This window comes from Ornithinimicrobium sp. (genome assembly GCF_030537745.1).
Taxonomy (GTDB): domain Bacteria; phylum Actinomycetota; class Actinomycetes; order Actinomycetales; family Dermatophilaceae; genus Ornithinicoccus.
Window position 1 is genome coordinate 1 of record NZ_JAUNVI010000039.1, and the last position, 21,800, is coordinate 21,800.

Annotated in this window: 29 protein-coding genes; 8 read left to right on the plus strand and 21 right to left on the minus strand. The window is 67.0% G+C overall.

The window, feature by feature from the left end:
• Positions 1-133: 133 nt before the first annotated feature.
• The gene (locus Q4P07_RS09385; RefSeq protein ID WP_303374654.1) at positions 134-1,126 is read right to left on the minus strand and encodes a hypothetical protein; all 993 of its coding nucleotides are present in this window, start codon (positions 1,124-1,126) and stop codon (positions 134-136) included.
• Positions 1,123-1,470 (minus strand): PadR family transcriptional regulator, encoded by a 348-nt coding sequence (locus Q4P07_RS09390; protein ID WP_303374655.1) that lies wholly within the window; start codon positions 1,468-1,470, stop codon positions 1,123-1,125. Before Q4P07_RS09390 ends, Q4P07_RS09385 begins: the two co-directional genes overlap by 4 nt.
• Positions 1,471-1,653: 183 nt before the next feature.
• Between Q4P07_RS09390 and Q4P07_RS09395 the strand changes: the two genes are divergently transcribed.
• Together Q4P07_RS09395 and Q4P07_RS09400 are read left to right on the plus strand one after the other, a co-directional pair.
• Entirely contained in the window at positions 1,654-1,905 is a 252-nt protein-coding gene (locus Q4P07_RS09395; RefSeq protein ID WP_075958309.1) for a hypothetical protein, read from the plus strand.
• A 90-nt stretch (positions 1,906-1,995) separates the two neighbouring features.
• Complete coding sequence (locus tag Q4P07_RS09400) at positions 1,996-2,442, plus strand: hypothetical protein (RefSeq protein WP_303374656.1); 447 nt, start codon at positions 1,996-1,998, stop codon at positions 2,440-2,442.
• Positions 2,443-2,477: 35 nt separating this feature from the next.
• Here the strand turns inward: Q4P07_RS09400 and Q4P07_RS09405 are convergent, their stop codons facing one another.
• Positions 2,478-3,113 (minus strand): TlpA disulfide reductase family protein, encoded by a 636-nt coding sequence (locus tag Q4P07_RS09405; protein ID WP_303374657.1) that lies wholly within the window; start codon positions 3,111-3,113, stop codon positions 2,478-2,480.
• Positions 3,114-3,471: 358 nt separating this feature from the next.
• Here Q4P07_RS09405 and Q4P07_RS09410 point away from each other — a divergent pair, with 358 nt between their 5' ends.
• Positions 3,472-3,942 (plus strand): DUF2500 domain-containing protein, encoded by a 471-nt coding sequence (locus Q4P07_RS09410; protein ID WP_303374658.1) that lies wholly within the window; start codon positions 3,472-3,474, stop codon positions 3,940-3,942.
• A 104-nt stretch (positions 3,943-4,046) separates the two neighbouring features.
• Here Q4P07_RS09410 and Q4P07_RS09415 read toward each other — a convergent pair whose 3' ends face one another.
• From Q4P07_RS09415 to Q4P07_RS09435, 5 genes are all read right to left on the minus strand, one after another.
• Complete coding sequence (locus Q4P07_RS09415; RefSeq protein WP_303374659.1) at positions 4,047-4,373, minus strand: Imm51 family immunity protein; 327 nt, start codon at positions 4,371-4,373, stop codon at positions 4,047-4,049.
• A gap of 125 nt (positions 4,374-4,498) precedes the next feature.
• Positions 4,499-5,254 (minus strand): class I SAM-dependent methyltransferase, encoded by a 756-nt coding sequence (locus Q4P07_RS09420; protein ID WP_303374660.1) that lies wholly within the window; start codon positions 5,252-5,254, stop codon positions 4,499-4,501.
• A 180-nt stretch (positions 5,255-5,434) separates the two neighbouring features.
• Positions 5,435-5,809 carry a hypothetical protein gene (locus Q4P07_RS09425; RefSeq protein WP_303374661.1) on the minus strand — a complete coding sequence of 125 codons (375 nt, stop codon included), beginning with the start codon at positions 5,807-5,809 and terminating at the stop codon, positions 5,435-5,437.
• 200 nt (positions 5,810-6,009) lie between these two features.
• Positions 6,010-6,246 carry a hypothetical protein gene (locus Q4P07_RS09430; RefSeq protein WP_289020381.1) on the minus strand — a complete coding sequence of 79 codons (237 nt, stop codon included), beginning with the start codon at positions 6,244-6,246 and terminating at the stop codon, positions 6,010-6,012.
• Positions 6,247-6,393: 147 nt separating this feature from the next.
• Positions 6,394-7,191 (minus strand): DMT family transporter, encoded by a 798-nt coding sequence (locus Q4P07_RS09435; RefSeq protein WP_303374662.1) that lies wholly within the window; start codon positions 7,189-7,191, stop codon positions 6,394-6,396.
• A gap of 172 nt (positions 7,192-7,363) precedes the next feature.
• On the opposite strand from Q4P07_RS09435, the gene Q4P07_RS09440 reads away from it, so the two are divergent.
• Entirely contained in the window at positions 7,364-8,242 is an 879-nt protein-coding gene (locus tag Q4P07_RS09440; protein ID WP_303374663.1) for a LysR family transcriptional regulator, read from the plus strand.
• A gap of 165 nt (positions 8,243-8,407) precedes the next feature.
• Here the strand turns inward: Q4P07_RS09440 and Q4P07_RS09445 are convergent, their stop codons facing one another.
• Positions 8,408-8,536 (minus strand): hypothetical protein, encoded by a 129-nt coding sequence (locus Q4P07_RS09445; protein WP_303374664.1) that lies wholly within the window; start codon positions 8,534-8,536, stop codon positions 8,408-8,410.
• A gap of 597 nt (positions 8,537-9,133) precedes the next feature.
• Here Q4P07_RS09445 and Q4P07_RS09450 point away from each other — a divergent pair.
• From Q4P07_RS09450 to Q4P07_RS09460, 3 genes are all read left to right on the plus strand, one after another.
• On the plus strand, positions 9,134-9,772 hold the full coding sequence (locus Q4P07_RS09450; RefSeq protein ID WP_303374665.1) for a hypothetical protein: 639 nt from the start codon (positions 9,134-9,136) through the stop codon (positions 9,770-9,772).
• 279 nt (positions 9,773-10,051) lie between these two features.
• Positions 10,052-10,630, plus strand: a complete 579-nt coding sequence (locus tag Q4P07_RS09455) for a hypothetical protein (protein WP_303374666.1) — start codon at positions 10,052-10,054, stop codon at positions 10,628-10,630.
• 189 nt (positions 10,631-10,819) lie between these two features.
• Positions 10,820-11,284, plus strand: a complete 465-nt coding sequence (locus Q4P07_RS09460) for a cupin domain-containing protein (RefSeq protein ID WP_303374667.1) — start codon at positions 10,820-10,822, stop codon at positions 11,282-11,284.
• A 151-nt stretch (positions 11,285-11,435) separates the two neighbouring features.
• Here Q4P07_RS09460 and Q4P07_RS09465 read toward each other — a convergent pair whose 3' ends face one another.
• From Q4P07_RS09465 to Q4P07_RS09505, 9 genes are all read right to left on the minus strand, one after another.
• Positions 11,436-11,984 (minus strand): GNAT family N-acetyltransferase, encoded by a 549-nt coding sequence (locus Q4P07_RS09465; RefSeq protein ID WP_303374668.1) that lies wholly within the window; start codon positions 11,982-11,984, stop codon positions 11,436-11,438.
• Between the two features lie 719 nt (positions 11,985-12,703).
• A complete protein-coding gene (locus Q4P07_RS09470) occupies positions 12,704-13,441 on the minus strand; it encodes a class I SAM-dependent methyltransferase (RefSeq protein WP_303374669.1) in 738 nt (245 codons plus the stop codon).
• 75 nt (positions 13,442-13,516) lie between these two features.
• On the minus strand, positions 13,517-14,623 hold the full coding sequence (locus tag Q4P07_RS09475; RefSeq protein ID WP_303374670.1) for an ABC transporter permease: 1,107 nt from the start codon (positions 14,621-14,623) through the stop codon (positions 13,517-13,519).
• Positions 14,620-15,300, minus strand: coding sequence for an ABC transporter ATP-binding protein (locus Q4P07_RS09480; protein WP_303374671.1), 681 nt, complete (start codon positions 15,298-15,300; stop codon positions 14,620-14,622). The genes Q4P07_RS09475 and Q4P07_RS09480 overlap by 4 nt, the downstream gene beginning before the upstream one ends.
• Positions 15,301-15,303: 3 nt before the next feature.
• Complete coding sequence (locus Q4P07_RS09485) at positions 15,304-16,452, minus strand: peptidoglycan-binding protein (RefSeq protein ID WP_303374672.1); 1,149 nt, start codon at positions 16,450-16,452, stop codon at positions 15,304-15,306.
• A 118-nt stretch (positions 16,453-16,570) separates the two neighbouring features.
• Entirely contained in the window at positions 16,571-17,035 is a 465-nt protein-coding gene (locus tag Q4P07_RS09490) for a hypothetical protein (protein WP_097188884.1), read from the minus strand.
• Positions 17,036-17,794: 759 nt separating this feature from the next.
• On the minus strand, positions 17,795-18,319 hold the full coding sequence (locus Q4P07_RS09495; RefSeq protein WP_303374673.1) for an IS110 family transposase: 525 nt from the start codon (positions 18,317-18,319) through the stop codon (positions 17,795-17,797).
• Between the two features lie 271 nt (positions 18,320-18,590).
• Entirely contained in the window at positions 18,591-18,848 is a 258-nt protein-coding gene (locus Q4P07_RS09500; protein WP_303374674.1) for a hypothetical protein, read from the minus strand.
• A 314-nt stretch (positions 18,849-19,162) separates the two neighbouring features.
• Positions 19,163-19,456, minus strand: a complete 294-nt coding sequence (locus Q4P07_RS09505) for a hypothetical protein (protein WP_303374675.1) — start codon at positions 19,454-19,456, stop codon at positions 19,163-19,165.
• A gap of 340 nt (positions 19,457-19,796) precedes the next feature.
• On the opposite strand from Q4P07_RS09505, the gene Q4P07_RS09510 reads away from it, so the two are divergent.
• On the plus strand, positions 19,797-20,180 hold the full coding sequence (locus Q4P07_RS09510; protein WP_303374676.1) for a hypothetical protein: 384 nt from the start codon (positions 19,797-19,799) through the stop codon (positions 20,178-20,180).
• Between the two features lie 126 nt (positions 20,181-20,306).
• Here Q4P07_RS09510 and Q4P07_RS09515 read toward each other — a convergent pair whose 3' ends face one another.
• From Q4P07_RS09515 to Q4P07_RS09525, 3 genes are read right to left on the minus strand one after another with little or no spacing between them, the layout of a single operon-like run.
• Positions 20,307-21,182 carry a hypothetical protein gene (locus Q4P07_RS09515; RefSeq protein ID WP_303374677.1) on the minus strand — a complete coding sequence of 292 codons (876 nt, stop codon included), beginning with the start codon at positions 21,180-21,182 and terminating at the stop codon, positions 20,307-20,309.
• A gap of 55 nt (positions 21,183-21,237) precedes the next feature.
• On the minus strand, positions 21,238-21,477 hold the full coding sequence (locus Q4P07_RS09520; RefSeq protein ID WP_303374678.1) for a toxin: 240 nt from the start codon (positions 21,475-21,477) through the stop codon (positions 21,238-21,240).
• The gene (locus tag Q4P07_RS09525) at positions 21,474-21,722 is read right to left on the minus strand and encodes a ribbon-helix-helix domain-containing protein (protein ID WP_368660266.1); all 249 of its coding nucleotides are present in this window, start codon (positions 21,720-21,722) and stop codon (positions 21,474-21,476) included. Before Q4P07_RS09525 ends, Q4P07_RS09520 begins: the two co-directional genes overlap by 4 nt.
• Between the last annotated feature and the right edge of the window lie 78 nt (positions 21,723-21,800).

Sequence of the window (21,800 nt, forward strand, 5' to 3'; positions counted from 1 at the left end):
TACGCACAAGCTTGGCGCGGCAGCGATACTGCGCTCCGGTGAACATCCTGTACTGCCGCTGCGGGCGCGTGGCTTTCAAGTCCTGCCGGTTGGCGCTCGGCCCTGACGCCACTGGACGGCGCGGTGGCCTGAATCATCCCCGTGCGGGGCTCTTGATGGATCTGTGTGCGGTCAGTGCGAGGGCTACACCCCCGGCCGCTGCGGTGAGGACGGCTGTCAGCTGGAAGATTGACGGGGCTGCCGAGGCTGAGGCCAGCGCGAGGATGGCGAAGGTCAGGACGACTGCTCCGGTCTTCGCCCGCACGCGCAGGTGTGCGGCCAGGACTGCCAGGACGACGAATGCCGGCAGCGGCGAGGTGCGCACATGCTCGGCGGTGAACCAGTAGCTGTGGTTGACCGCGGCGTCGGCAAGCGCGATCAGTCCGGTCACTGCCGCGAGGCCGGCGCTGATGAGGGCGGCCCGCGCCACCGCGAAGCGCGGGAGGGCGGCCACGGCTGTGGCGAGCCTGCGCGGGGTGGCGGTCATGGCCACAGCAGCCAAGGAAAGGCCCCACCAGGCGGCGTCCCTGGCGGTCAACGGCAACCCGGGCGATGGGTCAGCCGGGGTGGCGTGGCCCCACGTACCGGGCACCTGAGCGGGCCACGGGATGCCGGTCGCGACGAATACCGGGTAGGCGGTGACCAGGACAGCTGCGACCAGCATCGCCGCCCATGCTGCCGCCGGGCGGCGAGCCCAGATCATGACGCCGGCGATGAGCCATGCCGCGTGGACCGGCCAGCGGGGGTCCAGCCATCCGTCTCCCCGCTCGGCGTCAGCAAGGCGTACCAAAGCCGATGTCCAGGCCTGTGTCGCCACCACGGCCAGCACCATCATGACAAGCATGCCCGCCAGGTGCCACGGGCGTGGCGCAGCCTCAGCGCCAGTGACGTGCGGCGACAGGACACGGACCTTGGCCGCATGGACCACGACTCCGCCCACCTCACGGATCCTGCGCCACGTGCCCGGGCGGCGGTCGTCCGCGTCGAGCAGCACACCGACGATCTCGGCGCCGTGGGTGCTGCGGTACGGCTCGGGGTAGGCCAGCGTGAGTAGGTGACACAGGTGCTCGTAGGCCGATGCCCTCATGCCACACCTCCCGCCCGCCGCGGACGGGGCGCGAAGCCAAGCCGTCGGCTCGCCTCGACCACCAGCGAGTTCATGCGCTCCACCTCGGCGGTGAGCACGCTCTTTCCCGCAGCGGTGATCTCGTAGGTCCGCCGCAGCCGTCCGTTGACGACCTCTTCCTCGGCCACCGCGACCCACCCCTGAGCCGCCATTCGGTCCAGCGTGGCGTACAGGCTCCCCACGGCCAGGCGCACCCGACCACCGGAGGCCTCCTCGACCGCCTCGAGCAGTGCATAGCCGTGCAGCGGCTGGTTCACCAATGCCGTCAGGATCAAGAACGACGGTTCCCTCAGTCCGGTACTCATGGGACATGAATACTCGCGTAACACGACTATGTGCCGGCGACACGCCGTCCACCACGAGGTTCACACCCTCAGAGGCTCGCCGCGACGGCGGACGCCCTTGGCAGACGCACTGTCCTCCTGCTGATCGCATCCTGGCCAGGGACCGGGGCTCACGGCGTACGGTGAGGATCTGAGGAGGGACCGATGATTCCCACGATGCTCTTGTTCGGGTTGGTCCTCGGCCGCTGGTGGAAGACCTGCCTCCTGGTTGCAACCCTGGGCTGGCCCTTGCTTCTGTGGTTCGACGGCATCATCGAGTCACCCAATGAGTTCCTTGGAGCGGCTGGACTGGCTGCCTTGAATACCGCCGTCGGAGTTGCGATCCACCAGTCGCTGCTCCATCTGCTCAGATGGCTACGCAAGGACCGTCGCGCCCCGCACCACGCAGCCGCCTGACGCACTCTTCTGCCGCTGTGATCGCGTAGCGTCCGACCCTGCCGCATGGCGCGGACCCGTGTCGGGCGCCTGTTTGGCAGTATCAGCCCGGTGACGAGCAAGGAGAACCGGGCGCAGTTCTACTGGCAGTCGAGTGCCGCAGGCTTGCTGCTCGGCATGGCCCTCGGCGGGTTGACGGGTATCGCGGCCGCCATCTATATGGCTATCGGGTCGTCTGCGGAGTACGCCTCCCTGCTGCTTGCCTTGCCACTGCTCGGCGTCCTCATCGGAGCGGTCTGCGGTGGGGCGTCCGGAATCGCGGGCACGATCTACACGTCGAAGCTGGGTCGTCTCCCACACTTCCTTCTCACCTCGTCGGTAGCGTTGGCAGCCGCCGCTGCTCTCGGCGCCTTGTTCACCGCGTTCTCCCGATGGGGCTGGGCCTACTCAGCCGCAGTTGCTCTGCCAGCTGCCGTCCTGCTTGGGACGGCACTACCGAGAGGAGCTGAGTGGCTCAGGCGACCTTCCTCGGCCGGCCCGGAGAGTAGTAGGGGGTAACGCTTGGGCCAGCTGCTTGGAGCGGCGATCCCGGGTCACATGTCTTCGGAAAGGATGTCGTCGATCAGGCCACGAAGCGTGCTTGCCTCTACTTGACCGCTCACACGGGCGGCGAGGCGGCCTTGTCTGTCGAGCACCATCGTTGTAGGGGTTGCGGCCGCCAGTCCTTGCAACTGGGCGCGAGTCCTGCCGCCGTCGTCCTGGAGGGATGGGTAGGTAACGGCGAACTTGCGCTGGAAGGCGAAAGCGCTGGGCACGCTATCCCGGTAGTTGACTCCGATGAACTGCACAGGCGCGTCGACGTCGTCCAGGGTCGAGGCAACTTGCTCCAGATCGGGTGTCTCCGCCACACATGGCGGACACCAGGAGCCCCAGACGTTGATGACGACGACTTCACCGCTATGGTCGGCCGAGCTCCATGGATGGCCCTCGAGAGTGACACCCTCCAGAGTGATCGTCGTTTGGCGTTCTGCAGGGGCGAGGACTTGGATCGATCCATCGCCAGCGATGTAGCCCTGCGGGTCGCCCCGGCGCATCTGATCGTCAATGCTTGTTCCGTCTTCGTCGCCGCAGCCGCTTAACACGAGGAGCAGCCCGAGGAGCAGCGCAGACAGCGCGTGGAGGCGCGAGGGCAGAGAGCCCGCGAGGATGACCCCGGTGCGTGTCGGCATGTGCCGATGGTCGCACGGGCCCGGCCTAGGGCCATTTGCTATCACGTGCCTCAGCGAGGATGCGAGAAGACGTCCAGCTCACCCGAGTACGTATCCGGTCCTGCCGCTCGGAGGGCGTTAGGTCTTCGGGGCGTCCGCCTGGCCGAACACATGCTTGGCCCGGCACGGACAGCGCTTGCCTGGGACCCAAGAAAGGTTCTTGACCCGATCGGGGGGTGCTGGCCGCGGGAACCCGTCGCCGGACGGTAGCGTCCGACCTGGGCCGAGTTGAACCTTGGCACTCATCGAGGAGGTGGGCCTGATGCATACGACCATGTGGCGGCCGCTGTGGGCAGGCGCCAACGGATCGGGCCCGGCCATGGATCCTGACGTGCAGTTCGATCCGGGGGTGTCTCTCGACCCTATTGCTGGACCGGGCGAGGGGTTGTTCTCCGCGATGCCGGTGCTCATGGGCATCTTCTTCATCATCTTCGTGATCGTGGTCGTCGTGAAGCTGGTCCAAGCCGGGCAGACCTTCGCCAACAATTCCGCGTTGCCCGAGCAGACCGTCGCCGCACGGGTGGTCGGAAAGCGGACCCACACCGAGGGCGGGGCGGGCGACAGCGCGGTGCAGACCGCTTACTTCGCCACGTTCGAGGTTGGGAGTGGTGAACGCATCGAGGTCAAGATCCCACCACGCGAGTACGGCCAGTTCGCGGAGGGGGATCAGGGGCAACTTACCCATCAGGGCACGTGGTATCGCGGGTTCGAGCGCAGGCGCGTCATCCCAACGGACGGCTCGTGGGAAGCACCCGGCGGCCCCTCCCTCCGGCCGCCGAACACAACCTGAGGCCAACCGCAACGTTTCCCTGAACCACTCCGAGCGGCCAGCCTCGCGCCGTCCGCTCTTGCCGCCGTCCGCGCGCTGGTTGCTGTCAGGCGTAGCGCGCAGAATCAGTCATCGAAGTCGAACCCTGTGCGTGCAGCGGCCGCCAGAGTGTCCGCGACTAGTCCGTTGTCCATCAGGTAGGGGGCCAGTACGCCCTGTATGCGCTTCATCTGGCGACGACGACCGAAGGCAGCGAACATCCCGCCCTCCGAATCCAGTTCGATCTGCTCCGCGAGGTCGGGTTCCAAGTAGCGAAGCATCCCCTCCCAGAAGTAGCCGTTCGGCTCATGGCCCGCTGCGACGATGGTGGCGTCTACTGGCAGATCCCCCACATAGAAGGTGCAGTCGTACTGCATGAGTCCAACCCGAGTCACGCGAGGTGCGTCAGTCATGACGCCCATCTTTGTCGGTGAATCACCTCAACGTCCGCACCTGCCGCAACTCGTTCGCGCCGACGAGGGCCTCAGCTGCTTAGGAGCGGCGCCCTGGCCGGCCGGGAATTCGCGTTATCCGTCGTCTACACCTTGCTCGCCACGACCGTGTAGTTCTCGGCCTCAAGGTTGAACGTGCTCACTTCTGTGCGGAGCCCGACCTGACGCAACTCGGCTGCGAGTTCGTCGTATCGGTAGGGCCAGCACGACAGCAGTTCCGAACGGACGATGACCGACCCGCCCCCATCGAGCTGGGCGATCGCGATCTCAATGTGATGCTCCTCGTCCCAACGAGGCGCAGTCTCCCACCGGTAGATCACGACGGCGTCGCGGCCGTTTCGGCGGACGAGCCGGTCCCCGATGTCCAGCCGGGAACCTCTAGCCCTGACAAGCTCCCAGGTGCGCGAGGTGAGTACCAGGCGCCCACCACGGCCCAGAAGCCGTGCCATCGACTCCAGAGCAGCAAGCCTGCCTCCCGCACCCTCTGCATGGTGCAGTGAGTTGCCGACGCAGAAAACCACGTCGAAGGTGCCGTCATCAAAATGGTCGGGCAACTCCTCCCACGCTGCCCGCAGCGTGCGGACACGTGCCGCGAACTCCAGGGCCAACTCCTGCGTTCGACGAACCATCACCTCGCTGGCGTCAGTAGCCACAACATCCATGCCACGACCGGCGAGCCCAACCGCCAACTGCCCGGTACCGCACGAACAATCCAGGACGTGGGCGTCCGACGGCAGGAGACCGAGGACCTCATCGAACGACGCGGCGAACTCGGCCGGACCGAGCTTGGCATCCGAGATGAGCCACTCGTACACCTCGCCAAGCTCGTTGTAACTCGTCACAACCACACCTCCCGCACGCGCGAACCCGATGGCACATCAGTACATCGGCCGGGCATGGGAATTAGCAACGGCGTTATCGGGCCCGTCCGCTACTGCCGCACTGACGTGGCCGCGCGCTACTGCCGCCTCCTGTGCGGGTGCTCCGTGATGCCCATGTTCCCTTTGTCGACCTGAGGTCGGTCAGCAGACCCAGTTGTAGGTGCGTTGCTCCCGGGTGAGCCACGTGGTCAGGTCTCCGCTGTCGGACTCGAAGAGAGCGAGTCCGTCGGCGAAGACAGTCACGTCGCCTATGTCGTCGCCCGGCCCGGGTGCAACGACAGCCGGCACATTGATGCCGCGTATCAGCGTGATCTTCGGCCCCTGGGACAGGGGCGCGAAACTTTGGACCGTCGTGAACGGGTCGGGCGATGCCGGACCCAATGAGTTCTCATCGCCAGGGTCCTCACGCAGTGCACGCTGCTCTTCCGGGAGGAGCTGGTACCAGGTGGTGCCGTCCAAGTCGAGCACCTCGTTGCCACAGGCCGGGTAGAACTCGACGTCCTTATAGACCTGCACCACCGTTTCAGGTGCGGCGGAACCACCTAGGGGTACATCCCCCGACACGTCACCGCAGCCCCCGAGCAACAGCACCGCCCCCGACGTGGTCGCAGCGAGGCAAACCCTGGTCACGATCATGAAGGTCCGACGCGTGACGAACTCACCTTGTTCCAACGTGAACGCCAGAAACGTCCGGAAATGCCGCGTGGAGCGTGGGGTCAGTGGTCGTGCTGCTGCAGGTCCTGTGCGACTCGAGCCCTGAAATCCTTATGCGTATTGCCTATGGGCAACTGCATCACCAGCCGCGCCTGAACTTCATCCCAGCCGAAGGAATCCTGCAGCGCGTGCAGCGCGTCGTCGAAGTCAGCCGATGCCGTCACCGTCCGCAGAACTCGGATGGGGTCCTGCAGGGCTTCGTCAACGGCGGCAAGGGCGTGCAGGCGCTGATCAGGCATGCCCGAGTTTGGCACGGCTGGCCTCCATCCAGTGCGCGCTCATGCCGCACTGAGTATTTGCCTTGATGAGAGCCATCGGCGCCGCAGGACCTGTCCGCGGGGTATGCAGCGCGGTTGGGCCACCGCGGCCGCCCGCGGGTCGTTTGCTCAGGTGATGGTGCGAGCGCCGGTGCGTTCGGCGCCGATGCCTGCGGCGACGACAAGAGCAAGGCCTGCGACGGGAGCCCAGCCCGGTACCTGGCCGAGCAGGGCTAGTCCAACGACTAGCGCGATGGCAGGCTCCAGGCTCATCAACGTGCCGAATGAGGCACTGGTGAGGCGGCGCAGGGCGGACAGTTCCAGCGCGAAGGGAATGACCGGGAGCAGCAGGGCGAGGCCGAGTCCGGCGAGGATCACCTGAGGATTCAGGGCGGTGAGCACCGAAGGCCCGGACACCACCGTGGCAACGAGGGCCGCGACGGGCATGGAGATGGCTAGGCCCTGAACACCGGCGAGCTGGTCGCCGACTTTCTGGGTGAGAAGGATGTACGCCGCCCAGCAGCACGCGGCGCCGAGTGCGTAGGCGACCCCCACCGGGTCGGTGCCTCCGTGCCAGGGCTCGGTGAGAAGTAAGACGCCGGCTGCTGCGACGAACGCCCACACGCGCGCAGCTCCGCGGCCGCGGGCGACGGCGACGGCGAGTGGTCCGAGAAACTCCAGCGCGCTGGCGGTACCCAGTGGCAACCGCTCCACCGACGCCATGAACAGCATGGTGATGCCTGCGGTGACACCGCCCAGGGCAATGCAGGTGAGCAGGCTGCAGCGGGTATAGGTCCACGGGCGTGGTCGGACCAACAAGAGCAGCAACGCCCCGGCCCAGGCGAGCCGCAGCCACGCCACACCGGCCGGGCCGAGCTCGTCCATCAGGCCGATCGAGGCCGCCAGGCCCAGCTGTACGCACGTCATTGACCCCAGTGCCATCACGGCTCCGGCTCTCGCGGGCGAACTGGCGCCGCGCTCTGCGGTGACTTGATGCGTGCTCGTGGTTGTCATGCTGATCAGTGCACAGGACACCGACCGTTCACGTCCACGTGGCAGACCTGGACATACCGTTCATGGATCGTGGACAATCAGCGGCATGGACCTGCGCCGACTGGAGATGTTGCTGCACCTGTCCCGCTTCGGCTCCATGCGCGAGGTCGCCGACAACCTTGGCGTCACCACCTCCACGGTCTCCCAACAGATCGCCGCCCTCGCCCGGGAGGTGGGCACCCCGCTGCTCGAACCCATCGGGCGCCGGGTCAGGCTCACCCCGGCTGGGCAACGGTTGGCCGAGCACGCCGTCACGATCTTGGCTGCCGTCGATGTCGCCCGAGCCGACCTGGACCCCGAGGCAGAACCTGCCGGCACAGTGCGGACCGCTGGCTTTGCCACTGCGATCCGCCGCTCCTTGCTCCCCCTGGTCAGCGGCCTGTCCACCAGTCACCCGAAGGTTCAGCTGCAGATTCACGAGCATGAACCTCTCGAAGCCCTACGTCTGCTGGCCCGTGATGACGTTGACCTTGTGCTCATCTACGACTACAACCTGGCTCCGGCCCCTCCCGACAGCACCCTGGAAGCGGCACCGCTGTGGTCCGTGGGTTGGGGCTTGGGCGTGCCCCGCACAGACACCGCGGACCACGAAGATGCAGTCACGCTGTTTCACAGCTACCGCGACACCGGATGGATCGTGAACTCACGTAACACCGCAGACGAGGAAGTCGTCCGCACACTGGCATCTATGGCGGGGTTCGCCCCGGTCATCACCCACCGCGCCGACAGCCTCGAGCTCGTTCAGGACCTGATCCGAGCCGGCCTCGGCGTCGGGCTACTCCCTCTCGACCAACCCACCCACCCCGGGGTGACCGTCATCCCCTTGCAAGATCCACCCGTCACCCTGCGCGCCTACACCGCCATCCGCCGTGGACGCGGCCAATGGGCCCCACTCGCCCTGGTCCTGGAGTCCCTCCAACACTGAACTACAACACAAACAGGACAACAGCGGTCAGGCCAGGCTCGTCACGCGTACCCATCACCCATGCCTCCAAACATTCGCAACTGCCGCATGGACCGTGGGACGTGCGTCAGTGCCGCCGGCTGCTCGTCCTTACGTGGCTGCGCAGCGGAAACGGGTGCTTGGCCGTCATTGCCCCTCGATCATCGCCGCGACCTGAGCGCCGGATTCGACGTCGACAGCCTCGTCCCCGAGGCCGTGGGGCAGCTGCTCGCGTTGCCCAGGAGCAGTGAGGAAGACGGGCGCGTCCAGCGGCATGATGACCCAGTTTTGCGGCCTGGGCGCCTCGCAACAGCAGGTCCCACGGTTCGCGGCCTGTGATGTGGTTGGCCATCATCCCGTCGTCCTCCAGATAGACGTCCGCCTCACCGTCCCCGTAGCGGATATGCAAAAAAGAGTGCTCCTGACGGTCCGCGTGCGGCGCGAGGACTGCTCTCATCTCGGCGCCGCCCTTGCCCGATGATTCACCTGCGTTGAAACCCTGGAAAAAGACGTCGTACGACATGGCTGGAGTGTTCCAGAGAGCGCACCGCCGACGCACTCATTTGCCGCATTCGGCTGGGCCTTCTTGTCCGTTCGCTGCGCTTGGAACCAACGGCACGCTACCGCCGTCTGAGCCACACTCGACCTGTGGAGGTACCGGTGGACCGGAGCGACGTTGCTGAACGGGGCGGTGCACTGGCGCGTGGCCGGGTGGTAGTCGCCGCTGCTTTGGTCCTGGTGGGTATGACGGGGTGCGGGGAACTGACAGGTGCGGGAAGTCCCCCCGCCCGCGAGGCGAGCATCCTTGGGGATGCGGCGACCTGGCAGGTGATGGCTGCGCCTGAGCCGGCTGCCGAGGGTTCGACTCTGCGCGTGGGCGTCACTCGCCTTGGCTGCGCCAACGGCGTGACGGGTGAGGTCTTGGAGCCCACCGTGGTCGTGGATGGGGAAAAGGTCGTCATCACCACGACGGTCGAACACTTCTCCGGTGGCGCGGACTGCCCTGGTAACGACGTGGTGTACCTCGACGTGGAACTGGGTCCGGACGCGCTCGGTAAGGACCTTGTTGATGCGGCCTGCCTAGACGACGGTGAAGCTGTCGGCACGGCGGCATGTGCCCTCGGCGCGGCGCGCTGGCATCTGCCCACCGCCTCGGGACTGGACGAGGTGGACCCTTGGACGGCGCCGGCCGACTACAGCTTCCAGGTCACCAGCTTGTGTGGTGAGCGCGCGTTCCTGGGAACGTTCGATATCCAAGTGTCCGCTGATGAGGTCACCAGCGTCGCGTCCCTGGATGGTCGGTCGCCAGATCTGGCGAAGTCTGATGCGATGACCGTCCAGGACATCCTGCACGAGGCGCGAGCCGGGCTCAGCGACGGGCGAACGGTCCGGCTTTCGGCGGATGAGGAAGGCGATCCCCGATACGTATCTATTGGGGATAATCTGGCCCAATCAGATGGTGCCTCCTGCTATTTCATCCACGAACTGTCCTCCGCATCGCGCAGCCGCTGAAGTCAACGCCGCCATCCTGTACTGCCGCGTGGAGGACGGCTACGCTCGTCCGACATACATGATGGCAAGTGCTCCGGTGTGGTCGTGACTCTTCGTCTGACTGGCGCCCTGCTGGGTTGCCCTTTGCATCGACACGTCCGGCAGCTGGGGCGCTCTGGCGCAATACGCCGAACGTCGTATGGCATGGCCGAGTGGCACCGCACATCCTTGAGCCATCGTCATCGACCAAGGATAGGAAATGCCATGCACGCCATGCGACGAGGAAGCAGTGCGGGGATCATGACGGCTGCCGGGACCGCTCTTGTCCTGGGGGCGGGGCTGGTATCGCCGGCTCAGGCAGCCCCGGCTGACGACGACACCTGCACACGGGGGCAGGCCCAGAGCGTCCTGGAGGCTGCCCCCCGCGGGTGGGCACAGATCCAACGCGGACAAGACCACGCCGGGATCGCCCGCGCCGATAGCGACTGCAGCTACTTCCTGTTCGGTGACTGGGAGGGCAGCGGCTCCACCCACACGTTCACCGACGATGACGTCTTCGCCGGTCAAGTCACCTGGTTCTACCCCTACGAGGCGGCTGGGGTGACTCGCCGAGAGGCTGCAGCGGAGCTGCTGTCGGAAGCAGACCGGGTTTGGCTGACGCCGGTCCTTCCTGACGGCACCCTTGGTGAGCGGGTGGAGCTGGACGTGGAGGCAACTCCGGTCAAAAACGTGAACCTGCCCGACTACGGCATGACGGTGTACCGCACGTTTGCCGTGGTCCTCGACCTGGAGCCCGGTGAGTACATCAGCACCTGGCACGCGGTCTACGCCGACGAGGTCGTTCAAGCCACGGACGTGCGCCTCATCATCACTCCCTAAGTCCGCGACCAGCACCTGAACCCATCTCAGGTGGCAAGGCCCGGGCACTTCCTGAGCTCAAGATCCTCGCTTCTGGCCTGACACGGCCCACCCCGCGCACGCTTCTGCAGCCGGTCGGAAGGTCGTGACAGCGGCGACTGCTCGCTGGCACCCTGGTAGGTGCTACTTGGTTTTCGAGAGGAGCTCGTCGTGTCGTCACTATTCCTGATGCCAGATGGCGGCGAGGAGGTCACCGCCCTGGGGTCGACGTATCGGGTCAAGACCGACGGCTCCCACGTGGCGATGGCCTACTCCGTCATGGAGGAAGAGTTCTGGGGCGACACCACGCCGCTGCACACCCACCCGGACGCCGAGGAAGCCTTCTACGTCCTGGCCGGGCAGGTCGAGGTGTGGGCCGAAGAAACGGTGTCCACGGCCTCGGCCGGTGCCTTCATCGTGGTACCCCGTGGTGCGACCCACGGCCTGCGCCGCCTCTCCGACGAACCCGTTCGCATGATCACCCTCATCTCCCCTCCCGGCTTCGAAAAGATCTTCGCCGAGGTGGCCGAGCAGGGCGAGGAGAACCTGCTGGCCGATCCGGACAGGCTGCTCGCCCTCGCCCAGAAGCACGGCACCACCATCATCGGCGACTACCCCGAGCTGGCCGGCCCGTAGAACGACCTGCTCTGCCGCGGGGCGCTCGTTCCGAGGACCGGCCGCCTCGCTACGCCGTGAGCGCGGAGGTGTCATCGCGGCTCGGGCGCTGAGTCACCCGCGGTCGCGTGCGTGGACTGGGTGGGGAGGGCGTGCCATCAACTGCCCCTGTTCATGGACCGTCGGCATCGTGGTGCCAGGGCCGTGGGTCGGTCCGCAGCAGGGAGTAGAGCAACACGTCCTGGTTGCGGCCGTCGTTGAAGAACGCGCCCCGTACGGTTCCTTCCAGCACGAAGCCGCACTTTTCCGCGATGCGTCGTGAGGCGGTGTTCTCGACGACGATGACCAGGTGGATCCGGTGCTCCTTCTTGGTACCGAAGAGATAGTCCACCAACAGCTGGACCGCCTCGGTCGCGAACCCGTGCCCGGCATGCTGCTCGGCGTACAGCTGGTACGACAGCTCGAACGCATCCCAGTACGAAACCGGGTGGAAGAACTCGATGTGCCCCACGATCTCGCCCTGCGGGGACTGGATGATCAGCATCCCCTCGCTCTTCTGCCAGAACCCGTGCTGAGCGAACTCACCTCGAAAGGCCGACTGCGACATGACCCCGAGGGGGAAGTACGCCCCACGGTTGCGGATGTTCGTGTGCGCGTCGTAAAGAAGGTCCAGGTCTGCCTCACGCACTGGACGAAGAATCACGGACTGTCCCGTCAACACGGTCTCAGCCTAGGGCCGCTACAGACGTCCTGCGAACTTGATCGGGCGCCGCTGTTCCCCGCCCAACCGTGGTGCGACTCGTGGAGGGCCTCGAGGTCTGGGAGATGCGGTTGACACCGGTTTCCGTCGCTCTTCCACGCACTACTTTGCCGCCTTGCGAGTGCGACCATGATCCCCCAAGCTCGAAATGCATGCGTCGCGCATCGTCGGACGCCATGATGTCAAGATGACCGGTGCCGACCGAGCGAGATGCCGCCGGTGTGGCGGCGACGAGTTCGATCGCGTTGAAGACCTGTCAGCCAGCGGGGCCGTCACCGAGGGCCACTTCTTTGGAACCGCGATACGCCTCGAGTATCGCTGCACCGCATGCGGAGAGCTGACGAAGCTGATCCCCCCCTGGGAGGGACGAGCGCTATCCGACTCGGGGATGATGTCCTGCACTGCCACGTGGAGGACGGCTATCCTCGTCCGACTTTTGGCGCCCTGCAGACGCGGCCGCCGGGTGCACAGATGCGCCCGAGGCGCCGTGGCGCCCGACCGCCGCTGCCAATGCCATCCTGAGAAAATGAAGAGACACGAGGACCACAATCGAGCCGTCATACGTCACTCACTGACGGCCATCGTCATCTCGTTGAGCGTCCTGCTGATCTTCCTGATGACCAGGTAGCCAGACTCAAACGCTCTCGCGCAAGTGGAGCGCGCGGTACTGCCGCGCTCGGTTATGCGGGCAGGCGGTATGCGGAGATGTGGCTGTCGCTCTCGGAGGTGAACTCCGAGCGGGTCCAGTCGGCCCAGCGTCCGGCCGGTTCGAGCCCGGCGAGCTGGGCCATGAGGTCACACTCGGCCGGCCAGACGTAGCGGAAGTTGCTCGCCGAGTACCGGTACGTCCCGTCGGGTTCCCTCGAGTAGTGGTGCGAAGTGCCTTGCTGGGTGGTCATGTCGTAGGTGTCGAAGCCGGTGTGGTGTTCTGTGACCTCGCAGGGCACGGCTGTCTGCCCGGGCGGGAAGCGGCGGATGCCGGGTACCCACAGCTCGATCACGAAGTGTCCACCAGGAGCGAGGTGGCGCGCCGCGTTGCGGAAGCATGCGACTTGCTCCTCCTGCGTGCGCAGGTTCCCCAGCGTGTTGAACACGAGGTACACGAGAGAGAATACGCCCTCTACCTGTGTGGTCGCCATGTCGCCGACCACGACGGGAATCTCGGTGGCCGATGCCTTCCTTCGCAGTTGCTCGACCATCGGCTCCGAGAGCTCGATGCCAGCGACCGGCACGCCCCGCTCAAGCAAGGGCACCGCCACCCGACCGGTCCCGATGGCCAACTCCAGCGCCTGCCCGTCCCCGGTCAGTTCGGCAAGGAAGTTCACCGTGGGGCCGAGGATCTCCGGGCTGAACATCGGAGACGAGGCGTCGTCATAGCGCCTGGCGGCATCGGCGTCCCACAAGTCACTGGAGGTCATCGCCCGAGCCTGACGAAGCGGCTCAGCCTGAGCAAGTGGATATGAGAACCATCCGACTCTGCCGCACTGAGGGCGCTAGGGAGTGCGCAGGACTCTGACGGGGTCGCGGGTGGCGGCGTAGAGGGCGGGTGGGATCGCGGCGACCGCGGCGGCGAGGAGGGCGAGGGTGGCGGTGCCGGTGGTGAACTCCCAGGGGGGTATGGCGCCCGCGCCCAGTCTGCTGGTGGCCCACAGTCCGAGGGCGACGCCGATGGCGGCACCGAGCAGGGCGGGGGCCAGGGTGCGCAGCACCACGAGGGCGACGATCACGGCCCGGGTGGCGCCCAGGGCGCGTCGGCGACCCAGGTCCTTGCGGCGCACGAGGACGTCGGCGAGGGTGACGATCGCGACCAGCAGCGCACCTCCCCCGAGGACACCCAGCAGCAGGGTGCGGCCGAAGGTGGCCAGGTCACCGGTCACCTGCTCCTGCAGCTGCGCCAACGACACCGGTGAGGTGACCGTCACGCTGTCCGGTGCCGGCGGGTCGATCAGCCGCAGCACCTGCCCCTGCGCGGCCTGCGCGACGTCGGCGGAGGTGAGGACCACGTGCACGGAGTCCAGCGCCCTGCCCTCGGGCGCGACGTAGAGCACCCCGGACCCGTAGTCGCCGAACGGCTCCCGTGGGGTGAACGACCCGACGACCGACCAGTCGTCCACCACGGTCGTGGACGCCTGCGCGACCCACCCGACCGGGGCGTCGAGCCCGAGCCGGGTCATCGCCTCGGCGGTGACGACCGCCTCTCCCGGGCCGGGCCACCGGCCGCTGGTCAGGGTCGCGACCGCCGCCAGGTCGCCGTGGATCCCCCAGGCGGGCACCCGGGTGCCGCCCTGCCCGATGACCCCGTTGACCACGTCGACCGGGATGAGCGTGCCGACCGCCCGCTCGGTCGTCGACAGGCCCGCGGCCTGGTCCACGATCGTCGGGGAGATCAGGTCGTCCCCGCGGGCGTCGGAGACGACCAGCACCCTCGACCCGGCTGAGTCGAGCCGGGCCAGCAGTTGCTCCTCCGCGGCCGCGGTCCGGCCCACGGTGGCCAGGGTCGCGGCGCACATCACCGCGACGAGGAAAGTCACCAGCGCGGACGGGACCTTCGCGGCCCACGTCGTGGCCAGCGCCTCCCGGAGAGTGAGCAGCCACCTCACAGCGACAGCACCTCGTCCGCGTGCTCGATGACGAACGGGTCGTGCGTGGCGATCAGCACCGTGCGAGGAACATCGCCTATGCCGTCCCTTTCACTCTCACCGGCGTTGCCAGCCCCTCCTGCGGCGGCGGACAGCGCGGCAAGCACCCCGGCCGCGTTGTCGCGGTCCAGGTTGCCGGTCGGCTCGTCCGCCAGGATGACGAGCGGGTCGGTCACCAGGGCCCGGCACACCGCGACCCGCTGCGCCTGACCGCCGGAGATCTCCCCCGGACGGTGATCCGCACGGGCACCCACCCCCATCTGCTCCAGCAGTTCCCGCCCCCGGGACCGTGCCCGGCCTAGGCCCCACCCGGCATACAGCGCCGGCTCGACCACCGAGTCCAGCACGGTGCGGGTCGGGTCCAGCGCAGAGTCCTGGAAGACGAACCCGATCCGGTGCGCCCGCACCCGCGCCCGCACCGCGTCTGGCGCTGACGACACGGCCCGTCCGTCCAGCAGCACCCTTCCCCGCGTCGGCGTCAGCATCAACCCCAGCACGTAGAGCAGCGTCGACTTGCCCCGCCCCGACGGGCCGGTCACGGCCGTCACCGCACCCGGGGTGAATTCGTGCGACAACCCACCGAACAGCTCCTCCGCTCCCCGCCGGTAGGCGAACGACAGGCCCTCCACGGACAGCACGGGTCAGCCGCCCTGCGTGGAGTCGGCATCGTCACCCTGCTCGTCCACCGGCTCCGGCGCGGGTGCCTGAGGCGCGGGCTGCTGCGGTGCCGGGGCGCCCTGCCCCCCGACCAGCTGCACCCGGGTGCCCGGCCCCAGCCCGGCACCCTCCACGACCACCACGCCCTGGCCCGACCCGGCCACGGTGACCTCGACCTCACCACCGTCGGTGACGACATACGCCGACCGGTCGGCCCGGGTGTGCACCGCTGCTGCCGGCACCGTCGTGCCCTCCACCCGGGGCACGATCACCACCTGCGACCGCAGGGTGACCTGGGCGTCGTTCGGCAGCACGTCACACTCCGGGTCGCACACCTCCTCACCGTCCGGGCCGGACAGGGTGAACGTGGTCGAGCCGTACTCGTCCTGCGCCGAGGAGGCGATCACCCCGGTCCACGTGTGCTCCTCGTAGCTGATCTCCACCGTTGCCTCCGCCGGGATCAACCGGGCCTGCTCTTGGGTCACCACGAGCACGAATTCCCGCTGCCCGGTCGGCGCCAGCACCGAGTCCTCACCCCCACCCAGGGTCCTGCCGACCACGATGCTCTCCCCCAGCTGCACCACCGCCGGCAGGTCCGGCACCGCGACCAGCTCCCCCAGCGGCACCGTGCCGGTCTGCTCCCTGCCCTGCGCCTTCTGCCACGCCTTCACCGCCCGCTCCGTGCCCGGCCCGAAGTCGCCATCGGCGTCCCCGGTCAGGTGGCCCTGCTCGATCAGCAACCGCTGCAGACCCTCCACGTCCGGCCCCTTCGCCCCACGGGCCAGCTCGCGCCAGAAGGGTTCCTCCCCCTGGACCACCCGCACCGGGGTGTCGCCCACGACATACACCGTGTCCCCCTCGTCGACCTCACCCGGCGAGATGCTCGTGACCACCCCGGACAAGCCGTTCTGCGCCACCGGCACCGCGGGCTGGCGCAACGTCGTCGACAGCGGCAACGACCTCCCCACCGACCCCTCGGTCGCCTGCGCCCACACCACCTGCGAGGACGCAGACCCCGCCGCGTCCTCTTCGGGCACCGCCGACGTCAACGTCGCCCGCGACGCCCACCACCCCGCACCCGCGGCCGCCACGACCAGCAGCACGACCAGGAAGGCACCCAGCGAACGACGCACCGGCGAACCCTTCACGCCTGAGCCAGGCATGCCTCACACCCCTCACCTGGAACGGTTGCCGTCACCCTAACGCGCAGAAAGGCAAGCCATTCTCGTTCTCGTACTCCCACCGCGCCGTTCAGCCCGTGTCGCCACCGTGCTTCTCCAGCCATTCGGTGATCTCGGGGCCCATCGCCGGGGGGCAGGCCTCGCGGGCGGAGATGGCCTGGTTGGGGTCATCAGGATAGGGCGACCACAGCGCGTCCAGCGCACCATCGTGGCCGGCATACACCTGTTGATACGTGCTGACGAAGGACTCCTCCGTTGGTGGTTCGGTGGTCGGGTACCCGTGCTGTGCCAGGCACGAGTTGGTCTCGACGTTGAGGTGGTACAGCGCCCTGAGCTCAACAGCGGCGTAGGGAATGGCAGACGGCAGAGGACCGAGCTCGGCCTCCACCTGGCTTTGGCAACGCGCTGTCATCTCCTGGTAGTCGCGCTGCTGCCCCGGCCCCACGTCGGTCTCGATGCCTTCACCGTCGTAGTGCGCGGGGAAGCCGTTATCGGTGTGGCACTGCGCCTTGGCGACCCACCACTGACGAGACAACTCGGCCTCGTTACCACGGTCGATGGCAGCGCCAGGGATGACCTGACCATCTGCCGGGCTGCTCGACGACGGGCTCGAGCCCTGCCCAGCGGGGGTTCTTTTCGTGGCACCGGCCGCGGTCGAGGTCGAGGTCGTGGTCGGGGCAGCGGTGGCGCTGGTCGTGTCCGCCCCTGTCGGAGTACAGCCAGTCACGATGACGGGGCCTAATGCCAGCAGCCCCACGGGCCAGAGTGCGGAGACGACCTTCACGGGTTGCGGCAGAAGCCGTACGTGCCGGTGCTAGAGACGGAGATGCTCGCTTCGACCCACCAATACCCGCCGTTGTAGGTGCCCGCCACGTCCCAGGATCCCGTGCCGCTCCGCTGCGTGACCGTCGACTTGCCCGGGGCGACAATGTCTACGGTGCCGCTAGCAGTGACGTGAAGCCAGGGGTCCGATGGCTGAATCGTGCATGAAGAACGCCACTTATAGCCGTCCTTGAAGCCGTACGCCGCTCCCGGCCCAGCCGAACCCAGAATCAGCCCGCAAACCAGCACGCCCGTTGTCGCCGCTCTTCCGATCCCCGAATTGCGTCGCCTGCTCTGAGTCACCACATTCGGCCTCCCTGCCGCTCGTGTCACGATGGGAATCCTGAGAGTAGGGTCACTCAATGACACTGTCAACCGGCCGGCAAGACTCGCCTGAAGTGGCTCTCCCAGAAATTGTCAAGGTGGGTGAGACCAGAGGGAGTCAAGCGGATTTTCCCACTTGCGATGGGGGTCATAGGTTGAGCCCTGCTGTCCCGTCTCTAGTTAGAGTGAGTGTTGGCGGGCCGGGTTGTTGGTGCGCAGGCACGCAGCGAGGCGGCTGAGGGTGATCAGGGTGCCGTCGATGGGCGACGTGACAGATCGCGGTGTCGTGGTGGCGGCCGGCGTTCATCAGCCGGACGTAGGTGGAGGCCAGCTGGGGGTCGGTTCGGCGGGCCATGTCGGCGGCCATCCGCAGCGACTGACGTAGGAGCGGGTCGCCGGCCTTGGTGATGCCGCCGTGGTGCTCGGCCTGCCCGGACTGGGAGACCTTGGGCACCAGGCCGGAGTAGGAGCGGATCGCGGCCAGGCTGGCGAACCGGTGCTGGTCGCCCAGGCGGGCGGTGATCGCCGTGCCGAGGACGCGTCCGGCGCCGGGGGCGGTGCGGGCGATTGCGCCGGGTCCAGCGCGGCGTAGAGGCCGGCGATCCGGGTGTCGAGGTCGCGGACCTGGCCGGTGAGCATGAGCGCCTGCTCGGCCTCGATCGCCAGGCGCCAATCACCGTGGGAGTGGCGGATCAGTAACTGGGCTACTTGTTCCTTGTTTCTGGCATCTCGATCCTCATTGTGGATGCCTCCACGCTCCGCGGGGAACCTCAGACGGCAAGGTCGGTGGCGTCGGCGTCAGGTGCTGGAAGGAGTACCCCTCTGGCTGAGCGTGCAGTGACCTTGCGTGTATCTGACCTCAGCGGCGACAACCCGTCCGTGCAGCGTTCCCTCTCCTCCTCAAGACGCGCACGGCTCGTGACGCCCCACAAGCTGGGCGCGACTCAACCTCCGGAGCCCATCCGGGCGAAGACGTCCTGGAGCCCGGGCTGGCGGCAGGACTCCTCCGCGTCCTGCAGGTGGAGCCCGTCCCAGGGGGTGACCGGGAAGGAGGAGCTGCTCGTCGACTGCTGAGCGGCTACGAACTGCGAGACCCAGGTCTCGCGCGAGGGCATCTCGACGGTCCGGAAACCCGCATCCCTGAGGCAGATTCCTGCTTCGAGCTGGAGGTCGTAGAGCACCCCGACCTGAGCCTGAGTCAAGGATGCGAGCTTTGGCTCTCCCGACTGCTCCCGGCAGACTTCGGCAGCGTTTCGGAATGCCTCCTGCTGGTCGTCTGGCCCGTCGTCGATCTGTAGGCTTCCGTCGGACTGCGGTTGCGAAGGAAACCCAGCCTCGGTGAAGCAGTCGCTCATTCTCTGGAGGTATTCACGCTCCAGTTGCTCTATATTTTGGTCCGGCGGCGGTGAACTCCCGCGCCCCGCGCTGCCTTCCGTGGCGCACCCTGGCAGAAGAGTTCCAGACGCTACGAGGACCACGGCAAAGATCAACGGTGCCCCGATGCGCGTACTTGCCATCAGTCAGAACAATAGCCGTAGGTCTGCGTGATGTCGATGTGCGTTAGGCCCTCAACCCGGTAGTCGCCGCCGTTGTAGGCGCCGATCACCTGCCGATTCTGCATACTTGAGTTGAAGTACATGACCGTGTCGGTCCTTCCGGGCCCTTTGATGTAGGTCGTACCCTGTGTGCGACCGTTGACCCACGGCTGAGGCGCCGCGACCGAGCAGCTGCTGCGCCACTTTGAGCCCGTCTTGACACCTGGAATCGCGTACGCCGTCGCGCTCACGGCGATAAGCAGGGCGGCGACCACTGCAAACACCCCACTAACCCGACCCAGTCGAGTACAAGCCCCCATCAGAGTCCCTCCTGACTCCAAGTGCGCTCCGTTGCGCACGTCCAAGGACCGTATCAGACCCTTCACACGGCCGGAGCCCCTCGCACGAGCGCACAGTACCCGTGTCCGACTTTGCCGCCGTTGGGAAGTATGGCTTTCGCGGGGAGGGCTCCCGGAACCGCCACTCGTTGCTGATAGCACCAAGAACGTTGATGGGAAGCCGAGTTCCTCGGGCCGTCGAGACTTGGAGCAGCTTCGCTGGTCGTCAGTCCGTGCCAGGTGCTTCCAGAAAGGGCGGCGTCTGCAACTATCGGGCATGGCGCAGAACCTCACCCCTCGGCTAGACCGGCGACAGGCTGTCGATCTTCGGCTCGTTGTCGGTGCAGTAGCCCTAGTGGCCGTGGGCTACCTGGCGGGCACCGCCTCTCCCTTCGGAGCTCAGCAGAGCCGGACCGAGACGGGCCTCGCAATGCGCGCAAACGATGTCAACGGCCTGGCCCTGTTCACATCAGACGAAGGAAACCAGATCTCCTTCTCCGTCGACGAGATCCACTGGGCCGATGGCTCGACACACGGCAGCGGAAATCCACCCTGCCTGCAGACGCCGTGGGAGGAGGCGGGAGTCGATCTTGGCGTCATGTGGGTGGCGGCGCCCGACGACGTTTCCTACGAACGGGCCGCCTGGCTGAGGTGCAACTAGCCGCACCGCATGTTCACGCTCATGCCGCGCGCCGGTCGCCTCAGATGTGGCGGTGTTCCGCGGAACACTTGCTCTATCGAGGGCGTGCGTTGAGCCGACGGCCGACGATTCGTGATGGCTGAGGGTTCAGGGGCGGGTGCGCCAGAGCTGGCAGGGCCAGTCCCACTGCTTGGTGGGGCTGGAGAGGCCGAACCAGTCGTTGAGCGCGGCGGTGATGAGTGCCTCGTGGTCCACGCTGTCGTCGATCCCGTCGTCCCGGACGGGGGTGAGGTTGGCGGTGTCGGGGTTGATGAAGTGCCGCGCCGTATGCGTGGGATCAGACGCGTCAAGGACGAAGCCCGACCCGTGACGGACCGGCCCTTCCGTGAGGAGGAACTCCGGCTCACCGCTGAGGAAGAGGGTCCGGGTCCCGTCGGCTTCGACTACCAGGTTCTCCGGCGGCTCGGCCGTGATCATGGCATCGATGTCGAGCTGGTACTCCGAGGGCACGGGCACCAGTCGCGGCTCGGGCTCGGGTCGGTGCACGATGCCGTCCCACAGCCCCTGCTCGAAGGCTTCCATCCGGCCTCGAGCGAACGGGCGATCAGTCAGCCCGAGGTCGACCTCGCGCACCCTGACCCCGGCTTCCCAGTGCGTCCAGGCCGCGGCGTCGATCACTTCGTTGAACGTCACGCGGTGGACGGTGTCGGCCTGCGCGCGCAGGGCCGGCCACGGACCCTTGCGCGGGCGGAACGGCAACATGTACCGGGCTGCCAGCCAGAAATGGGCTTCTGTCTGCCCACAAGCGACGACATCGAGATCGGCGTCGGAGGTAAGGAACGCACCCAAAGTGCTCTCAGCGCTCACCTGCTCCACCGAACGGCACGACGCTCGCAGCACCTCCTCCGCGTCCGGGACAGCACCACTACCGCTCCGACTCCACCGCACAAGGTCGAAACTCATCCGGTCCCCGGGCTCCGCCGCGCTTAAGAAGACCTCCACGGGTCTCTCCGACGCACTCACCAGCGCAGCCTACCCAGGGGTAGGAAACATCCAGAAGTGCTTGCTGGTCGCGTGCTCATTCGAGGAGATGCAGGTACTGTCGCCGAGCCTTCATGGCGTGGATGACGAGCTGGTGGCCGCTGTCGAAAGTCAGAATCGCCATCTCGAGAAGGCGGCCGCTCCGGTCGAAGCCCAACACGAACTGCTTGGTCGGCATGTCCTCGTCCGGCTCGCTGGCGTAGGCCCAGTTCTCGGCCGCATAGAGGATGTCGAGCTCACTCAGCCCATGCTTCAGTGCTGAGGGGTTGACCTTCACCCGACGTAGGCGCGAAGCGCAGCACGGATCAGCTCGGAGCGTGTGGTGTTATCGCGCTCCGCACGCTCGTCCAGCGCGCCGAGCAGAGTGTCGTCGAGACGGACGGGTACCACCCGAGCAGGCCCGTCGCCCATCGGCTTTCGGCCCCGCTTGCGCAGCTCTTCGAGGTCGTAGCCCTGCTCCGCCTCGTCGGCCCACTCCTGGATCATCTCCTCGGTGACCGGCACTCCCTTAATCTTCTCCACCCCCAAATCGTAATACGGTCTCGGCTCCGTGTCACCAGCATCCTCCTCGTCCCCACGGGTTAAGGCAGCCTGCCCTGG